The 15,921-nt window shown below is 55.4% G+C and carries 13 protein-coding genes; 10 read left to right on the forward strand and 3 right to left on the reverse strand.

Annotation, left to right across the window (positions count from 1 at the left end; translation table 11 throughout):
- Positions 1-9: 9 nt before the first annotated feature.
- Positions 10-204: a hypothetical protein gene (locus tag WH298_RS16180; RefSeq protein ID WP_007887739.1), complete on the reverse strand. Its 195-nt coding sequence runs from the start codon at positions 202-204 to the stop codon at positions 10-12.
- Positions 205-405: 201 nt separating this feature from the next.
- Here WH298_RS16180 and mntR point away from each other — a divergent pair, with 201 nt between their 5' ends.
- From mntR to WH298_RS16215, 7 genes are all read left to right on the forward strand, one after another.
- Entirely contained in the window at positions 406-864 is a 459-nt protein-coding gene (gene mntR / locus WH298_RS16185) for a manganese-binding transcriptional regulator MntR (protein ID WP_007887735.1), read from the forward strand.
- A gap of 20 nt (positions 865-884) precedes the next feature.
- Positions 885-1,994, forward strand: coding sequence for an SLC13 family permease (locus WH298_RS16190; protein WP_180823326.1), 1,110 nt, complete (start codon positions 885-887; stop codon positions 1,992-1,994).
- Between the two features lie 115 nt (positions 1,995-2,109).
- Positions 2,110-3,240, forward strand: coding sequence for an HlyD family secretion protein (locus WH298_RS16195; RefSeq protein WP_007887731.1), 1,131 nt, complete (start codon positions 2,110-2,112; stop codon positions 3,238-3,240).
- Complete coding sequence (locus WH298_RS16200; protein WP_007887728.1) at positions 3,237-4,805, forward strand: DHA2 family efflux MFS transporter permease subunit; 1,569 nt, start codon at positions 3,237-3,239, stop codon at positions 4,803-4,805. The genes WH298_RS16195 and WH298_RS16200 overlap by 4 nt, the downstream gene beginning before the upstream one ends.
- A 1-nt stretch (position 4,806) precedes the next feature.
- The gene (locus tag WH298_RS16205; RefSeq protein ID WP_180823327.1) at positions 4,807-6,336 is read left to right on the forward strand and encodes an efflux transporter outer membrane subunit; all 1,530 of its coding nucleotides are present in this window, start codon (positions 4,807-4,809) and stop codon (positions 6,334-6,336) included.
- Between the two features lie 415 nt (positions 6,337-6,751).
- Positions 6,752-7,153 (forward strand): H-NS family histone-like protein, encoded by a 402-nt coding sequence (locus tag WH298_RS16210; protein ID WP_007887725.1) that lies wholly within the window; start codon positions 6,752-6,754, stop codon positions 7,151-7,153.
- A gap of 305 nt (positions 7,154-7,458) precedes the next feature.
- Complete coding sequence (locus WH298_RS16215) at positions 7,459-9,051, forward strand: ABC-F family ATPase (RefSeq protein WP_007887723.1); 1,593 nt, start codon at positions 7,459-7,461, stop codon at positions 9,049-9,051.
- A gap of 74 nt (positions 9,052-9,125) precedes the next feature.
- Here WH298_RS16215 and moeB read toward each other — a convergent pair whose 3' ends face one another.
- Together moeB and moeA are read right to left on the reverse strand one after the other, a co-directional pair.
- Entirely contained in the window at positions 9,126-9,881 is a 756-nt protein-coding gene (gene moeB / locus WH298_RS16220) for a molybdopterin-synthase adenylyltransferase MoeB (RefSeq protein WP_180823328.1), read from the reverse strand.
- Positions 9,881-11,116, reverse strand: a complete 1,236-nt coding sequence (moeA, locus tag WH298_RS16225) for a molybdopterin molybdotransferase MoeA (protein ID WP_304623270.1) — start codon at positions 11,114-11,116, stop codon at positions 9,881-9,883. The genes moeB and moeA overlap by 1 nt, the downstream gene beginning before the upstream one ends.
- A gap of 359 nt (positions 11,117-11,475) precedes the next feature.
- Between moeA and WH298_RS16230 the strand changes: the two genes are divergently transcribed.
- The 3 genes from WH298_RS16230 to gsiB all read left to right on the forward strand — a co-directional run bounded on the left by WH298_RS16230 (position 11,476) and on the right by gsiB (position 15,906).
- Positions 11,476-12,441 carry an isoaspartyl peptidase/L-asparaginase family protein gene (locus WH298_RS16230; protein ID WP_180823330.1) on the forward strand — a complete coding sequence of 322 codons (966 nt, stop codon included), beginning with the start codon at positions 11,476-11,478 and terminating at the stop codon, positions 12,439-12,441.
- 9 nt (positions 12,442-12,450) lie between these two features.
- Positions 12,451-14,307, forward strand: coding sequence for a glutathione ABC transporter ATP-binding protein GsiA (gene gsiA, locus WH298_RS16235; protein ID WP_007887715.1), 1,857 nt, complete (start codon positions 12,451-12,453; stop codon positions 14,305-14,307).
- 63 nt (positions 14,308-14,370) lie between these two features.
- A complete protein-coding gene (gsiB, locus tag WH298_RS16240) occupies positions 14,371-15,906 on the forward strand; it encodes a glutathione ABC transporter substrate-binding protein GsiB (protein WP_180823331.1) in 1,536 nt (511 codons plus the stop codon).
- Positions 15,907-15,921 lie beyond the last annotated feature (15 nt).

The raw sequence follows: 15,921 nt of genomic DNA on the forward strand, positions 1-15,921 counted from the left end.
GAGTGGGATTTAGCCGCGCCAGATCAGGTTAGGGCACGGACGTTCAACCAGCGCTTTACCGGTTAGCTTTTCAATTAGCATCAAACGCAGCGCAAACGGTGAGCGAGTGAACAGGCACAGCAGCGATTTTAGCTCGAAAGCCGGTTTGCTCTGTTCAGCCTGGAAGCATTTGCCACAGTCGAGGCAGTTTTTCATGGTAGTCATGTTCACCTCCCGAGTGAATTACGACATCTTCTTGTAGCCTTTATAAGCTATTCGCTTACATTATCAACAAAGATAGCACTGGCTATACTCTTTAGCCAACACTATTTAGGAAAAATTTGTGCTTATTTGTGCCTGGTTTACAATGAGCGCAGCCAGCCCGCACCGCAGGTAAAGTGCGGCAGATAATAAAGAGGAAGTTGAATGAGTCGTCGTGCAAAAATCGCCACCAACACGCCCCAGGGGCCGCTGAAAGAGATTGAGGAGCATGTTGAAGGATTTCGCCAGGTGCGCGAAGCGCATCGTCGTGAGCTGATTGACGACTACGTTGAGTTAATCTCTGACTTAATTCGCGAATTTGGCGAGGCGCGTCAGGTAGATATGGCTGCGCGTCTCGGGGTTTCGCAGCCCACCGTAGCCAAGATGTTGAAGCGCCTTGGTACCACCGGACTGGTTGAGCAAGTACCCTATCGCGGGGTGTTTCTGACCGCCGAAGGCGAGAAGCTGGCTGAAGCGAGCCGCGTGCGCCACCATATTGTAGAAACCTTCCTGTTGGCGCTGGGTGTTAGCCCGGAAACCGCGCGCCGTGATTCAGAAGGCCTGGAGCATCACGTCAGTGATGAAACGCTGGCCGTCTTCCAGAAATTTTACGAGAGTCGCTAACTACAAGGCCTTCCGCCATCATGCCCATCCTGCTTCGTTCTTTAATGCGCGATCGTATTTTGCATTTGTTGTTGCTGTTGGGTGTGATTATGTTGCCGCTGGCGAATTTTCGCTGGTCGCAACTGCCTGGTGCCGTTGACTGGCACACTATCATGACGCTGACAGGCCTGTTGATGTTGACGAAAGGGCTGGAGAACAGCGGCTATTTTGATGTGCTCGGTGCGCGCCTGATCCAACGCTTCCAGCATGAACGGGCGCTGGCGCTGTTTATGGTGTGCGCGGCAGCTTTGCTTTCTACTTTTCTTACCAACGACGTCGCACTGTTTATTCTGGTTCCGCTGACGTTAACGTTGCGGAAATTCTCGCGTCTGCCGATCTCACGTCTGATTATTTTTGAAGCGCTGGCCGTCAATGCGGGATCGTTATTGACCCCGGTCGGCAACCCGCAAAATATTCTGTTGTGGAGCCACGGTTCGCTTAGCGTTGGCGGATTTATTGGACAGATGGCGCCGCTAGCGGCCTTTCTGATGCTTACGCTGATGGCGCTGACGTGGTGGAGCTTTCCGGCACGCGCGATTCAAAAGCATGAGCAGAATGAAACCCAGCGGTGGCGCAAGCCGCTATTTGTGATTAGCGTCGCGCTGTATATCGTTTTTATTGTCGCACTTGAGATGAAAATGACCGGCTGGGCGTTACTGCTGGTGGCGGCGTGTTTCCTGATTATGGCGCGCAGCGTATTGATCAGCATCGACTGGAGTTTGTTGCTGGTATTTGTCGCGATGTTTATCGATGTATTTTTGCTGATGCATTTATCCTGGCTGCAGCCGCATTTTGCCGCGATTGGCCAATTAGGTGAGGGCGGACTTTACCTGCTGGCGATCGGTTTATCGCAAATCATCAGTAACGTCCCCGCCACCATTTTGCTTTTGCAGAAAGTGCCACCGTCCGAGGTGCTGGCGTGGGCGGTGAATATCGGCGGTTTTGGCTTATTGCCCGGATCGCTCGCCAACCTGATCGCCCTGCGCATGGCGCAGGATGCGCGCGTTTGGTGGCGTTTCCATCTGTTTTCTATCCCCATGCTCGCCTGGTCGATGGCGGGTGGATGGCTGCTGTTGCACTTATTGGCTTAACTGCGGGCCAATGTCGGCTTGTGTAAAGTTGCATTGGCATTTGTCAATTTCCCATCTAAGGTTATGTTGACCGTTTTTGCCCGGGAATCGGGACAACTGCCTACGATGAAAAATTATGAGTGAAAACCAGAATCAGCCGTCCGCACGCGATCAGCAAGATCCGCAAAACACATCAACATCCAATCAAGACAACAACGAACCAGAACGTAAACGCCCCGGAAAGAAACCCCTGATAATCCTCGCCGTTGTGGTGGTGATTATGATTGTGGTGGCGTTATGGTTCTGGCTCACCACGCGCAACATTGAAAGTACCGACGATGCCTTTACGGAAGGCAACGCTGTGACCATTGCGCCGAAAGCCTCTGGCTATGTGGTCAAGCTGCTGGTGCGCGATAATCAGCGGGTGAAGAAGGGTGATCTGCTGGTTGAAATCGACGCGCGCGATACCGAAGCGCAGCGCGATCAGGCCAAAGCGCAGCTGGGATTAGCGCAAGCGCAGCTGCATCAGGCACAGGCGCAGTTAGATTTGTCGCGCGTGCAGTATCCGGCGCAGCGTGACCAGGCGCTTGCCGATCAGGCCAAAGCGCAGGCGAACTTATTGAATGCGCAGGCAGATTATCGTCGTCAGCGCGGTGTCGATCCTCGCGCCACTTCACAACGTAATATTGATACTGCCGCCGCTCAGTTGCGTTCAGCTGAAGCACAATTGCAGAGCGCTAAAGCTCAGGTCGAAGTGGCTTCGCAGGTTAAGCTGCAAATTCGTCAGCAGGAAACCAATGTTGAAGCGCGTGAGCAACAAGTTGCCCAGGCCGAAGCACAACTTAACACCGCCGAACTGAATCTCTCGTATACCCAGGTACGTGCGCCCTATGATGGTTTTGTCACTAAGCGCAACGTGCATCTCGGTACGCTGGTGCAGGCGGGCAGCGCACTGTTCTCGCTGGTTTCACCTGAAATCTGGATTAACGCCAACTTTAAAGAGTCGCAGCTGGCGCGCATGAAGCCGGGTAACAAAGTGGAAATCAGCGTGGATGCCTGGCCAGATATGAAGCTGGAAGGGCACGTTGATAGTGTGCAGATGGGCTCGGGTTCACGCTTCTCTACCTTCCCGGCCGAGAATGCCACCGGCAACTATGTGAAAATTGTCCAGCGCGTGCCGGTGAAAATCGTTATCGACAAAGGTTTGGATCCAAATCATCCGTTGCCGCTGGGCCTATCGGTTGAGCCGAAGGTGACAGTGGAATGAGTGCGAGCGAAAGCTGGCGTCCGGCCAGCAATCCGTGGCTGGTTGCCATCACGGTGACGCTGGCGGTGTTTATGGAGATCCTCGACACCACCATCGTCAACGTCGCACTGCCGCATATCGCGGGTTCGCTCTCCTCCAGCTACGACGAATCCACCTGGGTTTTGACCTCCTATCTGGTCGCCAACGGCATCGTCTTACCGATTTCGGCGTTTTTCAGTCGCCTGTTCGGCCGCAAGCAGTTCTTCCTGATCTGCATCGTGATGTTCACCATCTGCTCCTTCCTATGCGGCATCGCCACTGAGCTGTGGCAGATCATCTTGTTCCGCGTGCTGCAGGGCTTTTTTGGTGGCGGATTGCAGCCGGTGCAGCAATCGGTACTGCTTGATTACTTCAAGGCGGAAGATCGCGGCAAAGCGTTTGGCCTGTCATCGATTGCCATCATCGTCGCGCCGGTTATCGGTCCGACGCTCGGCGGCTGGATTACGGATAACTACAGCTGGCGCTGGGTGTTCTTCATTAATATCCCGGTGGGCATTTTAACCGTGATGGCGATTTACCAGCTGCTGGAAGATCCGCCGTGGGAGCGTAAGTGGGCGAAAGGTCGCCTGAAGATTGATTACATCGGCATCAGTTTGATCACGCTGGGACTCGGTTGTCTGCAGGTGTTCCTCGATCGCGGCGAAGATGAGGATTGGTTTGCTTCACACTTTATCATCCTGTTCGCCACGCTGGCGCTGGTCGGTATTGTTGGCGCGATTTACTGGTTACTGTACGCGCGTAAGCCGGTGGTTGATCTCACGGTAATGAAAGATCGCAACTTCTGGGTTGCGGGATTGCTGATGGCGGGCATGGCGATGATTTTGTACGGCAGTTCGGTGGTGCTTCCGCAACTGGCGCAGCAGGATCTGGGTTATACCGCCACCTGGTCGGGGCTGGTGCTGTCGCCCGGCGCGATACTGATTGTGCTGACCATTCCGCTGGTATTGAAGCTGATGCCGATCGTGCAAACGCGCTATATCATCGCGTTCGGTTTTACCTGTCTTGCCAGCGCCTTTTTCTACTCCAGCACGCTGACGCCGGACGTCGATTTCAAAACCCTGGTGATGATGCGTAGCGCGCAGTCGATCGGACTGGGCTTCCTGTTTGTGCCGCTCACCACCATTGCTTTTATTACCGTACCGCAGCGTCTGAATGCCGATGCCTCGGCGCTGTTCACCATGTTCCGAAACGTTGCCGGTTCAATCGGCATTTCGCTTTCCACTGCAGGCATTACGGAACGTATGCAGACACGATCGGCGAACATGGTGCACAACATGTCGCCGCTCAATGAACCTTACAATCTCACGCTGCAACACTGGGCCGACTCGATTCGTAATTTCACCACTGCGGTGGGCGATCCGCTGGTGCTGGCGAGCGGGCAGCTGTATCAGGAGATGATCGCCCAGGCGCGTATCCTGGCGTACATCGACGTATTTATGGGCCTGAGTATCGTGGCTTTGCTACTGATTCCATTTTGTTGGTTGCTTTCGCCGATTAAGAGCGAAGGCGGTGCAGGAGCACATTAACATGAACAAGATTTCGCGCTCGACGCCGTCACTGACGCTGCTGGCGCTGTCATTATTGCTGGCCGGTTGCGCCGTAGGACCTGATTACCAGTCGCCGCAGGCGCACACGCCGGGTAGCTACCATGATTTGCCTTCGCAGCAGGCTTCCAAACCGCTGGCGGCGGCGACCAATCCGCTGTGGTGGAAAAGTTTTAACGATCCGCAGCTGGATAGCCTGATTGAGCGCGCGGTTGCCGGCAACTTAACGCTGCAGCAATCGGTACTGCGCATTGCTGGCGCGCGCGAGCAGCTGGCGCAAGCGCGCGGCGGTTTGTTCCCGTCCCTCAACGGCTCGGCAAAAGTCACGCGACAGCAGCTGGGTTTAAAGGGCTTACTGAAGTCTAACGGTGTTTACGATCAGGTAGACAGCGATGTGGCCAACCAGCTGAACGGGTTGGACCATTCCGTTACTCTTTATCAGGGCAGTTTTGACGCCAGCTGGGAGCTCGATCTGTGGGGCAAAGTGCGCCGCCAGATGGAAGCGGCGGATGCGCAGCAGCAGGCGGCCATTGAACAGCGCAACGATGCGCTGGTGTCGCTGGAAGCAGAAGTGGCTCGCGCTTATCTGCAGTTGCGTGGTTCACAGGCGGTGCTGGCAACGTTGCAGCAGCAGATCGAGGTGGCGCAGCAAACCTGGGAATTGACGCAAAGCCAGCAGCAAAACGGTCTGGCGCCTACCACGGATGTGGAAAATGCCCGCGCACAGCTGGCCTCACTCAATGCGCAGCTGCCGCAGTATCAGGCACAGCAATTACAGGCCATGAACGGCCTTGCGGTTCTGCTGGGGAAAACGCCAGGCGCGCTGGATAACGAGTTGATGAACCCCAAAGCGCTGCCCGAGTTGCCGAAAATGGTACCGGTGGGGATTCCGGCGACGCTGGCGCGTCGTCGCCCGGACATTCGTCAGGCAGAAGCGACGTTGCATGCACAAACCGCCAACATTGGCGTATCGGTTGCCGATCTCTTCCCCAGCCTGTCGCTGACCGGGCAACTTGGGGTGCGCAACACCGATGCCAGCTATCTGGATGACTGGAGCAGTCACTTCTTCAGCGTAGGGCCGTCGCTCTCTATCCCCATTTTCCAGGGCGGTCGTTTAGTTTCCAGCGTAAAACTGGCGCGTGCTCAGCAAGCGAACGCGGCGCTCGATTATCGTCAAACGGTGTTGACCGCGCTGCAGGATGTGGAGAACGCGTTGGTGAGCTATCGTGCCGATCAGCAGCAGGTCATCGCACTGGATGAGACCACGGGCGCTCTGCAGCGCGCCTTTGATTTAGCCAGCGACAGTTATCGGCAAGGCATCTCGACCTTTATTGATGTGCTGGATGCGCAGCGTCAACTGTCGCAAGCCAAAGCGCAGTCGACTCAGGCGCGTATGCAAAGTGCGCTCGATCTGGTGGCGTTATATAAAGCGCTCGGCGGCGGTTGGGAACCTTATCAAAACGTCAACCTGCCGGACTATTCTGTGTTTGGCCCGGCAACAGAGGTGCATTAATTTTACTTAGTAGCCGGTTAACCACCGGCTTTTTATCGCCACGATAAGTAAAAATGAGATTTCTCTCCCATCCTCGGCAATATAATAATCCCCTATGAAAATAGGGCCTGCGTTACACCATTAATCCTTTTTTACCTTTATGCTCAGTTATGCTGCACAGCACAATAGCTGCTAAATGATTGTTTAATACCTGGGAATATTGGTTTGAAATCGATTCCAGCTGCAACATAAGCAACAACCAAGGGTTGTTAATTCAGGGTTAATTAAAGGCGATGCGGCGCTTTTAAACCTCAACGTAAGAAATATGTAAGCAAGTTCAGATTAATCCAGGCAATAAAATTAATTTATTTTTTTATTTGAATTAGGTAATCTTGCCACTACAGTTTATTTAACCCCCTTAAGCAAGGACATTGTGATGAGTGACGCATTTAAAGTTCTGAACAACATTCGCACATTACGTGCGCAGGCTCGTGAACTGCCATTGACCGATCTGGAAGAGATTCTGGAAAAATTAACCGTCGTTGTGACTGAACGTCGCGACGAAGTAAATGCAGAAGAAGCACAGAATCGCGAAAAAGAAGAGAAGCTGTCTAAATATCGCGAAATGCTGCTGGCTGACGGTATTGACCCGAACGAATTACTGGGTGCTCTGGAAGTGGGTAAAAAGCGCGCCAAGCGTGCACCGCGTCCAGCGAAATATTCTTACACTGACGAAAACGGTGAAGAAAAATCATGGACTGGCCAAGGCCGTACCCCAGCTGCGATTAAGAAAGCACTGGATTCAGGTAAAAGCCTCGACACTTTCCTGATCAAATAATCCGCACAATCCTTGTAAGTGGGAGCCGAAGGCAAATGTCTTCGGCTTTTTTTATTTATTTAAATACATTTTTACCTCGCGCCCGGGCACATTAGCTGCACACGCTGGTCTCGTTCGCCAACGGCGTAAGATTCCAGGGACTCGTCAGCTTGCGGCCTTGCTATCGCGCAAATTATTTTGCGTATACGCTCAACACGTTCAGTTCATTACACGCTCTGCTTCTGGCGCAGAGGTGGCGTCAGGGTGCCCGCTTCTGGCATAATGCCCGCTGTTTTTTCCTCCACTGCGTAACAAAGGTCAATGCCGTGTTAGTTTCCAGCAATATCACCATGCAGTTCGGCAGTAAGCCGCTGTTCGAGAATATCTCCGTTAAATTTGGCGGCGGTAATCGTTACGGTTTAATCGGTGCGAACGGCAGCGGTAAATCAACCTTTATGAAAATACTGGGCGGCGACCTGGTTCCAACAGGTGGAAATGTTTCCCTCGATCCTAATGAGCGTATCGGTAAGTTACGCCAGGACCAATTTGCCTTTGAGCAATATAGTGTGCTGGACACCGTGATCATGGGCCACAATGAATTGTGGGCAGTGAAGCAAGAGCGTGACCGTATATATGCCTTGCCAGAAATGAGCGAAGAGGAAGGCTATAAAGTGGCCGACCTTGAAGTCGAATACGGTGAAATGGACGGTTACAGTTCGGAATCACGTGCCGGTGAATTATTACTGGGCGTGGGCATTCCCGTGGAGCAGCATTACGGCCCGATGAGTGAAATTGCGCCGGGCTGGAAATTGCGCGTGCTGTTAGCGCAGGCATTATTTGCTAATCCCGATATTTTGTTGCTCGATGAACCGACCAACAACCTGGATATAGATACCATTCGTTGGTTGGAGCAAGTGCTCAACGAACGTAACAGCACCATGATCATCATTTCGCATGACCGTCATTTCCTGAATATGGTTTGTACGCACATGGCGGATCTGGATTACGGCGAACTGCGCGTTTATCCGGGTAATTATGACGAATATATGACCGCGGCGACGCAGTCGCGCGAACGTTTATTATCGGATAATGCGAAGAAGAAAGCGCAAATTGCCGATCTGCAATCGTTCGTTAGCCGCTTTAGCGCCAACGCCTCTAAATCCCGTCAGGCGACTTCGCGTGCTAAGCAGATTGATAAAATTAAGCTGGAAGAGGTGAAAGCCTCCAGCCGTCAAAACCCGTTTATCCGTTTTGATCAGGATAAGAAGCTGTTCCGTAATGCGCTGGAAGTTGAGGCGCTGACCAAAGGTTTTGATAACGGTCCGCTGTTTAATAAGCTCAACCTGATGTTAGAAGTCGGCGAGAAATTGGCGATTCTGGGTGCTAACGGTATCGGTAAAACCACGCTGTTGAAAACGCTGATTGGTGAACATACTCCCGATAGCGGTACGGTGAAATGGTCTGAAAATGCACGCATCGGTTATTACGGTCAGGATCATGCGGAAGACTTCGCTGAAGATCTGACGGTATTTGACTGGATGAGCCAGTGGAAGCAGGAAGGCGATGACGAGCAGGCGGTGCGCAGCGTTCTCGGTCGTCTGCTGTTTGGTCATGATGAGATCAACAAGCCCGCTAAGGTGCTGTCCGGTGGTGAGAAGGGCCGCATGCTGTTTGGCAAGCTGATGATGCAGAAGCCGAACATTCTGATCATGGATGAACCGACTAATCACCTGGATATGGAATCGATCGAGTCGCTCAACATGGCGCTGGAAATGTACGAAGGCACCTTAATCTTCGTCTCGCATGACCGTGAGTTTGTGAGCTCGCTGGCCACGCGTGTGATGGAGATGAAAGCCGATCGTATTGTCGACTTCACGGGTAACTATGAAGATTACCTGCGCAGCCAGGGTATTGTTTAATCTCTGCATCGCCAGGTGCGCATCAATGCGCACCTTACTGTAATGAAGGTCGCCCTGGAGGCGGCCTTCATCATTTAAGGCTTGCCACAAACTTCACAATGCGCATCCTGCGCGACTCTCATGCTGCGGAATTCCGCGCTCATCGCGTCATACATCAGTAAGCGCGCGCTGGCCGGTTTGCCAAACTCCGTCAGCACCTTTAGGGTTTCCATCGCCTGCATCGCGCCGATCACACCCACCAGCGGTGCCATCACCCCGGCTTCTACACAGCTCAACACCTGCTCGCCGAATAAGCGGCTGATGCAGCGATAGCACGGCTCGCCGGGCTGCCAGGTAAATACGCTCAGCTGGCCTTCCATACGAATCGCTGCACCGGAAATCAGCGGGACCTGGTGCTGGAAACAGAGGCGATTGATTTGCTCGCGCGTAGTGACGTTATCGGTGCAATCTACCACGGCATCGTGGCGGGCAATCAGTGCGCTGAGCTGCGTATCATCTAACTGCGCATCAATCGGCTCGAGCTGGCAGTGCGGATTAAGCGCCGCCAGCGGCTGCTGTGCCGAGGTGACTTTCGCCACGCCAATTTTTGCATCGCTGTGCAGGATCTGCCGTTGCAGGTTGCTCAGGCTCACGGTATCGAAATCGAGCAAGGTGAGATGGCCCACGCCTGCCGACACCAGGTAAGGTGCCGCCGCGCAGCCCAATCCGCCGAGGCCAATCAGCAACACGCGTGCCGCCTTGAGTCTCTCCTGGCCATCAAAATCGAAGCCACGCAGCACAATCTGGCGGTTATAGCGCAGCATCTCATCATCGCTCAACTCCACGCTCATTAGCCCTCCAGCAGGCTGTTGAAGGCTTCAATTTCTACCCACTCGCCGGGCTCAACGTCACCGCGATCGCGCTCGAGCACCACAAAACAGTTGGCCAGCGCAAAGGAGCTGAAGACGTGCGAACCCTGCGCGCCGGTACTGCGCACTTCCAGCTCGCCGTCGTCACCACGGCTGAAAATGGCACGCTGGAAGTCGAGACGACCCGGGGATTTCTTCAGGCGTTGCGTGGCGCGCGCGCGTTGACGCAGCGGCATGATGCGCGTGGTTTGGCCAGTGAGCGTCGCCAGCAGCGGCTGTACCAGCTGATAGAACGTCACCGCTGCCGAGACCGGATTACCCGGCAGGCCGCAGAACCAGCTGTTCGCCAGCCGTCCAAAGGCAAAGGGTTTGCCCGGCTTGATCGCCAGTTTCCAGAAGGTGATAGCGCCCAGCTCCTCCAGCATCGCGCGGGTGAAATCGGCCTCGCCGACCGACACGCCGCCGGTGCTGATCACCACATCGGCCTGACGATCGGCTTCGGTAAAGGCGGTACGCAGCGCCGCCTGGTCGTCAGCAATCACGCCAAGATCGATCACTTCGCAGCCCAGTTTGTTGAGCATCAGCGCGACGGTGAAACGGTTGGTATCGTAAATCTGGCCAGCGGCTAATGGCTGACCCACCGCCTGCAGTTCATCACCAGTCGAGAAGATCGCCACACGCAGTTTACGCAGCACGCTCACTTCGGCGATGCCCAGCGACGCCAGCAACGGCAACTCGGCGGCACCAAGGCGCACACCGGCATCCAGCACCTGTTTTCCCGCCTGAATATCTTCGCCGATGCGGCGGATATTTTGCCCTTCCTGCAGCGGTGCGGTAATCACAATGCCGCCGTCGCGCTGCAAGGTTTGCTCCTGCATTACCACGGCATCACAACCGGCGGGAATCGGCGCGCCGGTCATAATGCGAATCACGCTGCCCGCTGGCCACTCGCCGTTAAAGGGCGCACCGGCGAAGGCTTTTCCCGCCACCGGCAACACGCGATCGGCTGCGCTATCCGCCAGACGAACGGCGTAACCGTCCATGGCTGAGTTATCAAAAGAGGGCACATCGAGCGGTGAGTTAATCGGTTTAGCGGTGATGCGCCCGGCGGCTTCAAACAGCGAAACGTTCAGCGAATCGCTAATCGGCGTTAACTGCTGCAGCATCTTTTGCTGCGCGTCTTCGAGGGAGATTAATCCTGCGGTAAAAGGTTCCATGTCCATCTCTGCCTGGTTAATTTCAGATGCGGTCTATTATGGGTAATGCGTGGCCGTTAAGCGAGCGCGCACGTTACTCATTCACCGCACATTCCGTAGCGGCGCGATTTATCGCGCAATAAGTTGCGCCGCTACGCTGCGTGCGATCGGTGATATCAGTTGTCTTGGTTTGCAACTATGAAGTGAGTAAACCCATCGCGACCAAAAAAGCATAATCCACAATAAAAGGTTATGACCATGAAGACAGTTTCTGCTTTACAAGATGAGGGGGCCTTTCTATAGTCGAAAATTGCCAAAAAAAGATGAAAACCATTCTAAATCAGTGTTTTTGGTTCTGATTCCTTTACAGGGTACCGGTTATGGCTAAAGCAGTTATCGCAATTCACGGCGGTGCCGGCGCGATTACGCGCGCGGCAATGAGCGCCGAAAAAGAGCAGCACTATCGTCAGCAACTCACCGCAATCGTTACCGCAGGCCAGCAGATTCTTGCGGCGGATGGAAGTGCACTCGATGCGGTGACCGAAGCGGTTCGCTTGCTGGAAGAGTGTCCGTTGTTCAACGCCGGCAAAGGTGCGGTGTTCACCCATCAAGGCACGCACGAACTGGATGCCAGCATTATGGATGGTCGCACGCTCGATGTGGGGGCGGTTGCGGGCGTCAGCCACATTCGTAATCCTATCCTCGCCGCGCGTAAGGTGCTGGAAAATAGCCCGCACGTGCTGTTTATCGGGGCGGGCGCAGAAGCCTTCGCTGCCGAGCAGGGCTTAGAACCGGTTAATGCCGATTACTTCTCCACGCCAGAGCGCTGGGAGCAGCTGCAGCGCGCGCTGCACAGCCAGCAGATGGTGCTCGATCATGATGGTGAAGCTAACAGCCACAGCGATGATCCGCTGGACCCGGATCGCAAATTTGGCACCGTGGGTGCGGTAGCGCTCGATCTTCAAGGTAATCTGGCGGCCGCCACGTCAACCGGTGGCATGACCAACAAACAGGCCGGTCGCGTCGGCGACTCACCGCTGGTGGGCGCAGGTTGCTATGCCAGCAACGACAGCGTGGCGGTCTCCTGTACCGGCACCGGCGAAGTGTTTATCCGTACGCTCGCCGCCTACGACGTGGCGGCGCAGATGCATTACGCCGGACGCTCGCTGCAGCAGGCCACTGCCAATGTCATTCACGACAAAGTGCAGGAACTGGAAGGCAGCGGCGGGCTGATCGCCATTGACGCCGCAGGCAATGTGGCGCTGCCGTTTAACAGCGAAGGTATGTATCGCGGATTCGCCTATGTTGAGGGTGACGTTGAGGTAGCGATTTACCGCGACAGCTAAGGAGCAGGCATGACGGACCAACAGCTGCAGTTTGCGCCGGAGCAGGTTCTGGCGGTGCGCGATCTTAACGTACGCTTCGAGCATGAAGGGCGCATTACCGAAGCGGTGCGTAACCTGTCGCTCGACCTGCATCGCGGTGAAACGCTGGCGCTGGTGGGTGAATCGGGATCGGGCAAATCCGTCACCTCGCTGGCGCTGATGCGTCTGATTCAACAGGCCGGTGGCGATGTGAGCGGTGAAATTCAGCTGCGTCGCCGTAATGGCGAGGTGCTGGATGTGATGCGCGCTTCCAGCGGTCAGATGCGCAAGGTGCGCGGCGCCGATATGGCGATGATCTTTCAGGAGCCGATGACCTCGCTTAACCCGGTGTTCACCGTCGGCGAGCAGATAGCGGAATCTATCCGTCTGCATCAGGGGAAAAGCCACCAACAGGCGCTGGCCGAAGCGCGCCGCATGCTCGATCTGGTGCGTATTCCGGAAGCGCAAAATGTGCTGGGGCGCTATCCGCATCAACTCTCCGGCGGCATGCGTCAGCGCGTGATGATCGCGATGGCGCTGTCGTGCAAACCGGCGCTGCTGATTGCCGATGAACCGACCACCGCACTCGACGTCACGATTCAGGCGCAGATCCTGCAGCTGATCCGCGTGCTGCAAAAAGAGATGCAGATGGGGGTGATTTTTATCACCCACGACATGGGCGTGGTGGCAGAGATGGCCGATCGCGTGCAGGTGATGTATCGCGGTGATGTGGTTGAACGCGCGCCGGTGCAGCAGCTGTTTGCCGATCCGCAGCAGCCCTATACCCGCGCGTTACTGGCAGCGGTGCCGAAGCTGGGCGCGATGCACGGCCAGGCGTTGCCGGCAAAATTTCCCTTACTGCATGCCAATGGCCGCGAAGAGCGGGCACAACCCCAGGATACGGTGCGCCACGATCGTCCGCCGATTTTACAGGTCCGCGATTTGGTTACGCGTTTCGATATTCGCGGCGGGTTGCTCAATCGCGTTAAGCGCCGCGTGCACGCGGTGGAGAAAGTCAGTTTTGATCTCTACGCCGGTGAAACGCTGGCGCTGGTGGGCGAATCCGGCTGTGGTAAATCCACCACCGGACGCTCACTGCTGCGGCTGGTGGCCAGCCAGGGCGGCACTATTACCTTTGACGGCCAGCGCATTGATGCGTTGCAGGGCAATGCGCTGGCGTCGCTGCGCCGCGATATCCAGTTTATCTTCCAGGATCCTTACGCCTCGCTCGATCCGCGGTTGACCGTAGGTTTTTCCATTATGGAACCGCTGCTGGTGCATCAAACGATGGATCGTCGTCAGGCGGAGAAGCGCGTCGCCTGGCTACTGGAACGCGTTGGCCTGCTGCCGGAACATGCGCAGCGCTATCCGCACGAATTCTCCGGCGGTCAGCGCCAGCGCATCTGCATTGCTCGCGCGCTGGCGCTCAATCCCAAAGTGGTGATCGCCGATGAATCGGTGTCGGCGCTGGATGTATCGATTCAGGCGCAGATCATTAATCTAATGCTCGATTTGCAGCGTGAGTTTGGTATCGCCTTCTTATTTATTTCGCACGATATGGCGGTGGTGGAACGCATCAGCCATCGCGTGGCGGTGATGTATCTTGGACAGATCGTGGAGATGGGACCGCGTCAGGCGGTGTTTGAACAGCCGCGTCATCCTTACACCAAAAAACTGATGGCCGCGGTGCCAGTGGCCGATCCGGCCCACCGGCATCGTGAGCGGGCGCTGATGGTGGATGAGATCCCCAGCCCGATTCGCCCGCTGGGTGATGAGCCGGAAGTGGCGCCCTTACTGGAAGTAGCACCGGGCCATTTTGTCGCCCGCCACGCTATTAGCGGCGCCTGAGCAGCAACCAATCGCACATCTTCAGATGTCGCGCATGACAGGGATTACAGGAGAACGATAACGATGCACCATATTATGCGAAAAGGGGTTATCACTGCCGGTTTGTTGAGTTCGGCGCTGGCGCTGCCCGCGTGGGCGGCGAAAGATGCGGTGATTGCGGTGGCCTCAACCTTTACCACGCTCGATCCTTACGATGCCAACGACACGCTGTCACAGGCGGTGGCGAAGTCTTTCTATCAGGGCTTATTCGGCTTTGATAAAGACATGAAGCTGACCAACGTACTGGCGGAAAGCTATCAGGCGAGCAGCGATGGCCTGACGTACACCATCAAGCTGCGTTCCGGTGTGAAATTCCAGGATGGCACCGATTTCAATGCCGACGCGGTGAAAGTTAACCTCGATCGCGCCAGCAATCCGGACAACCATCTCAAGCGCTATAACCTGTTCAAATACATCGCCACCACTGAAGTGGTTGACCCAACCACGGTGAAGATCACCCTGAAGCAGCCGTTCTCGGCCTTCATCAACAACCTGGCGCACCCGGCGGCGGTAATGATTTCGCCAACCGCGCTGAATAAATATGGCAAGGATATCGGCTTCCATCCGGTCGGAACCGGCCCGTTTGCCTTTGATACCTGGAATCAGACCGACTTCGTGAAAGTGAAGAAGTGGGAGGGCTACTGGAAAAAAGGTTATCCGAAGCTGGATAGCATTACCTGGCGTCCGGTGGTGGATAACAACACCCGCGCGGCGATGCTGCAAACCGGTGAAGCAAGCTTTGCCTTCCCGGTGCCGTTCGAGCAGGCCAAACTGCTGCAAGGTAACAGCAAGCTCGATGTGGTGACCACGCCGTCGATCATGCAGCGCTACATCAGCCTCAACGTCACGCAAAAGCCGTTTGATAATCCGAAGGTGCGTGAAGCACTGGAGTACGCGATTAACCGTCAGGCGCTGGCAAAAGTGGCGTTTGCGGGTTATGCCACGCCAGCAACCGGCATCGTGCCGCCGACCATCGATTTTGCGCAGAGCTATCCGGCGATTAAATACGATCCGGCTAAAGCGCGCGAATTGCTGAAAGAAGCGGGCTTCCCGAACGGTTTCGAAACCACCTTGTGGTCATCGCATAACCACAGCACCGCGCAGAAAGTACTGCAGTTCACCCAGCAGCAGCTGGCGCAGGTGGGCGTGAAGGTCAAAGTGACGGCGATGGATGCCGGTCAGCGCGCGGCTGAAGTGGAGAGCAAAGGGCAGAAAGAGAGCGGTGTACGTATGTTCTATACCGGCTGGTCGGCGTCAACCGGGGAAGCCGATTGGGCGCTGACGCCGCTGTTCGCTACCACGTCCTGGCCGCCAGCGATCTTTAACACCGCCTTCTACAGCAATCCGCAGGTGGATAAAGATCTCGGCGATGCACTAAAAACCACCGATCGCGACCAGAAAGCCAAACTGTATAAAGACGCACAGGATCGCATCTGGAACGACCATCCGTGGATCCCGCTGGTGGTCGAGCAACTGCTGTCTGCCAACAATAAAAACCTCAGCGGTTTTTATGTCATGCCCGATACCTCATTCAATTTTGATGAGGCGGATCTGAAGTAACAGACGCGGCCAGCC

It is taken from the genome of Pantoea nemavictus, assembly GCF_037479095.1.
Taxonomy (GTDB): Bacteria; Pseudomonadota; Gammaproteobacteria; order Enterobacterales; family Enterobacteriaceae; genus Pantoea; species Pantoea nemavictus.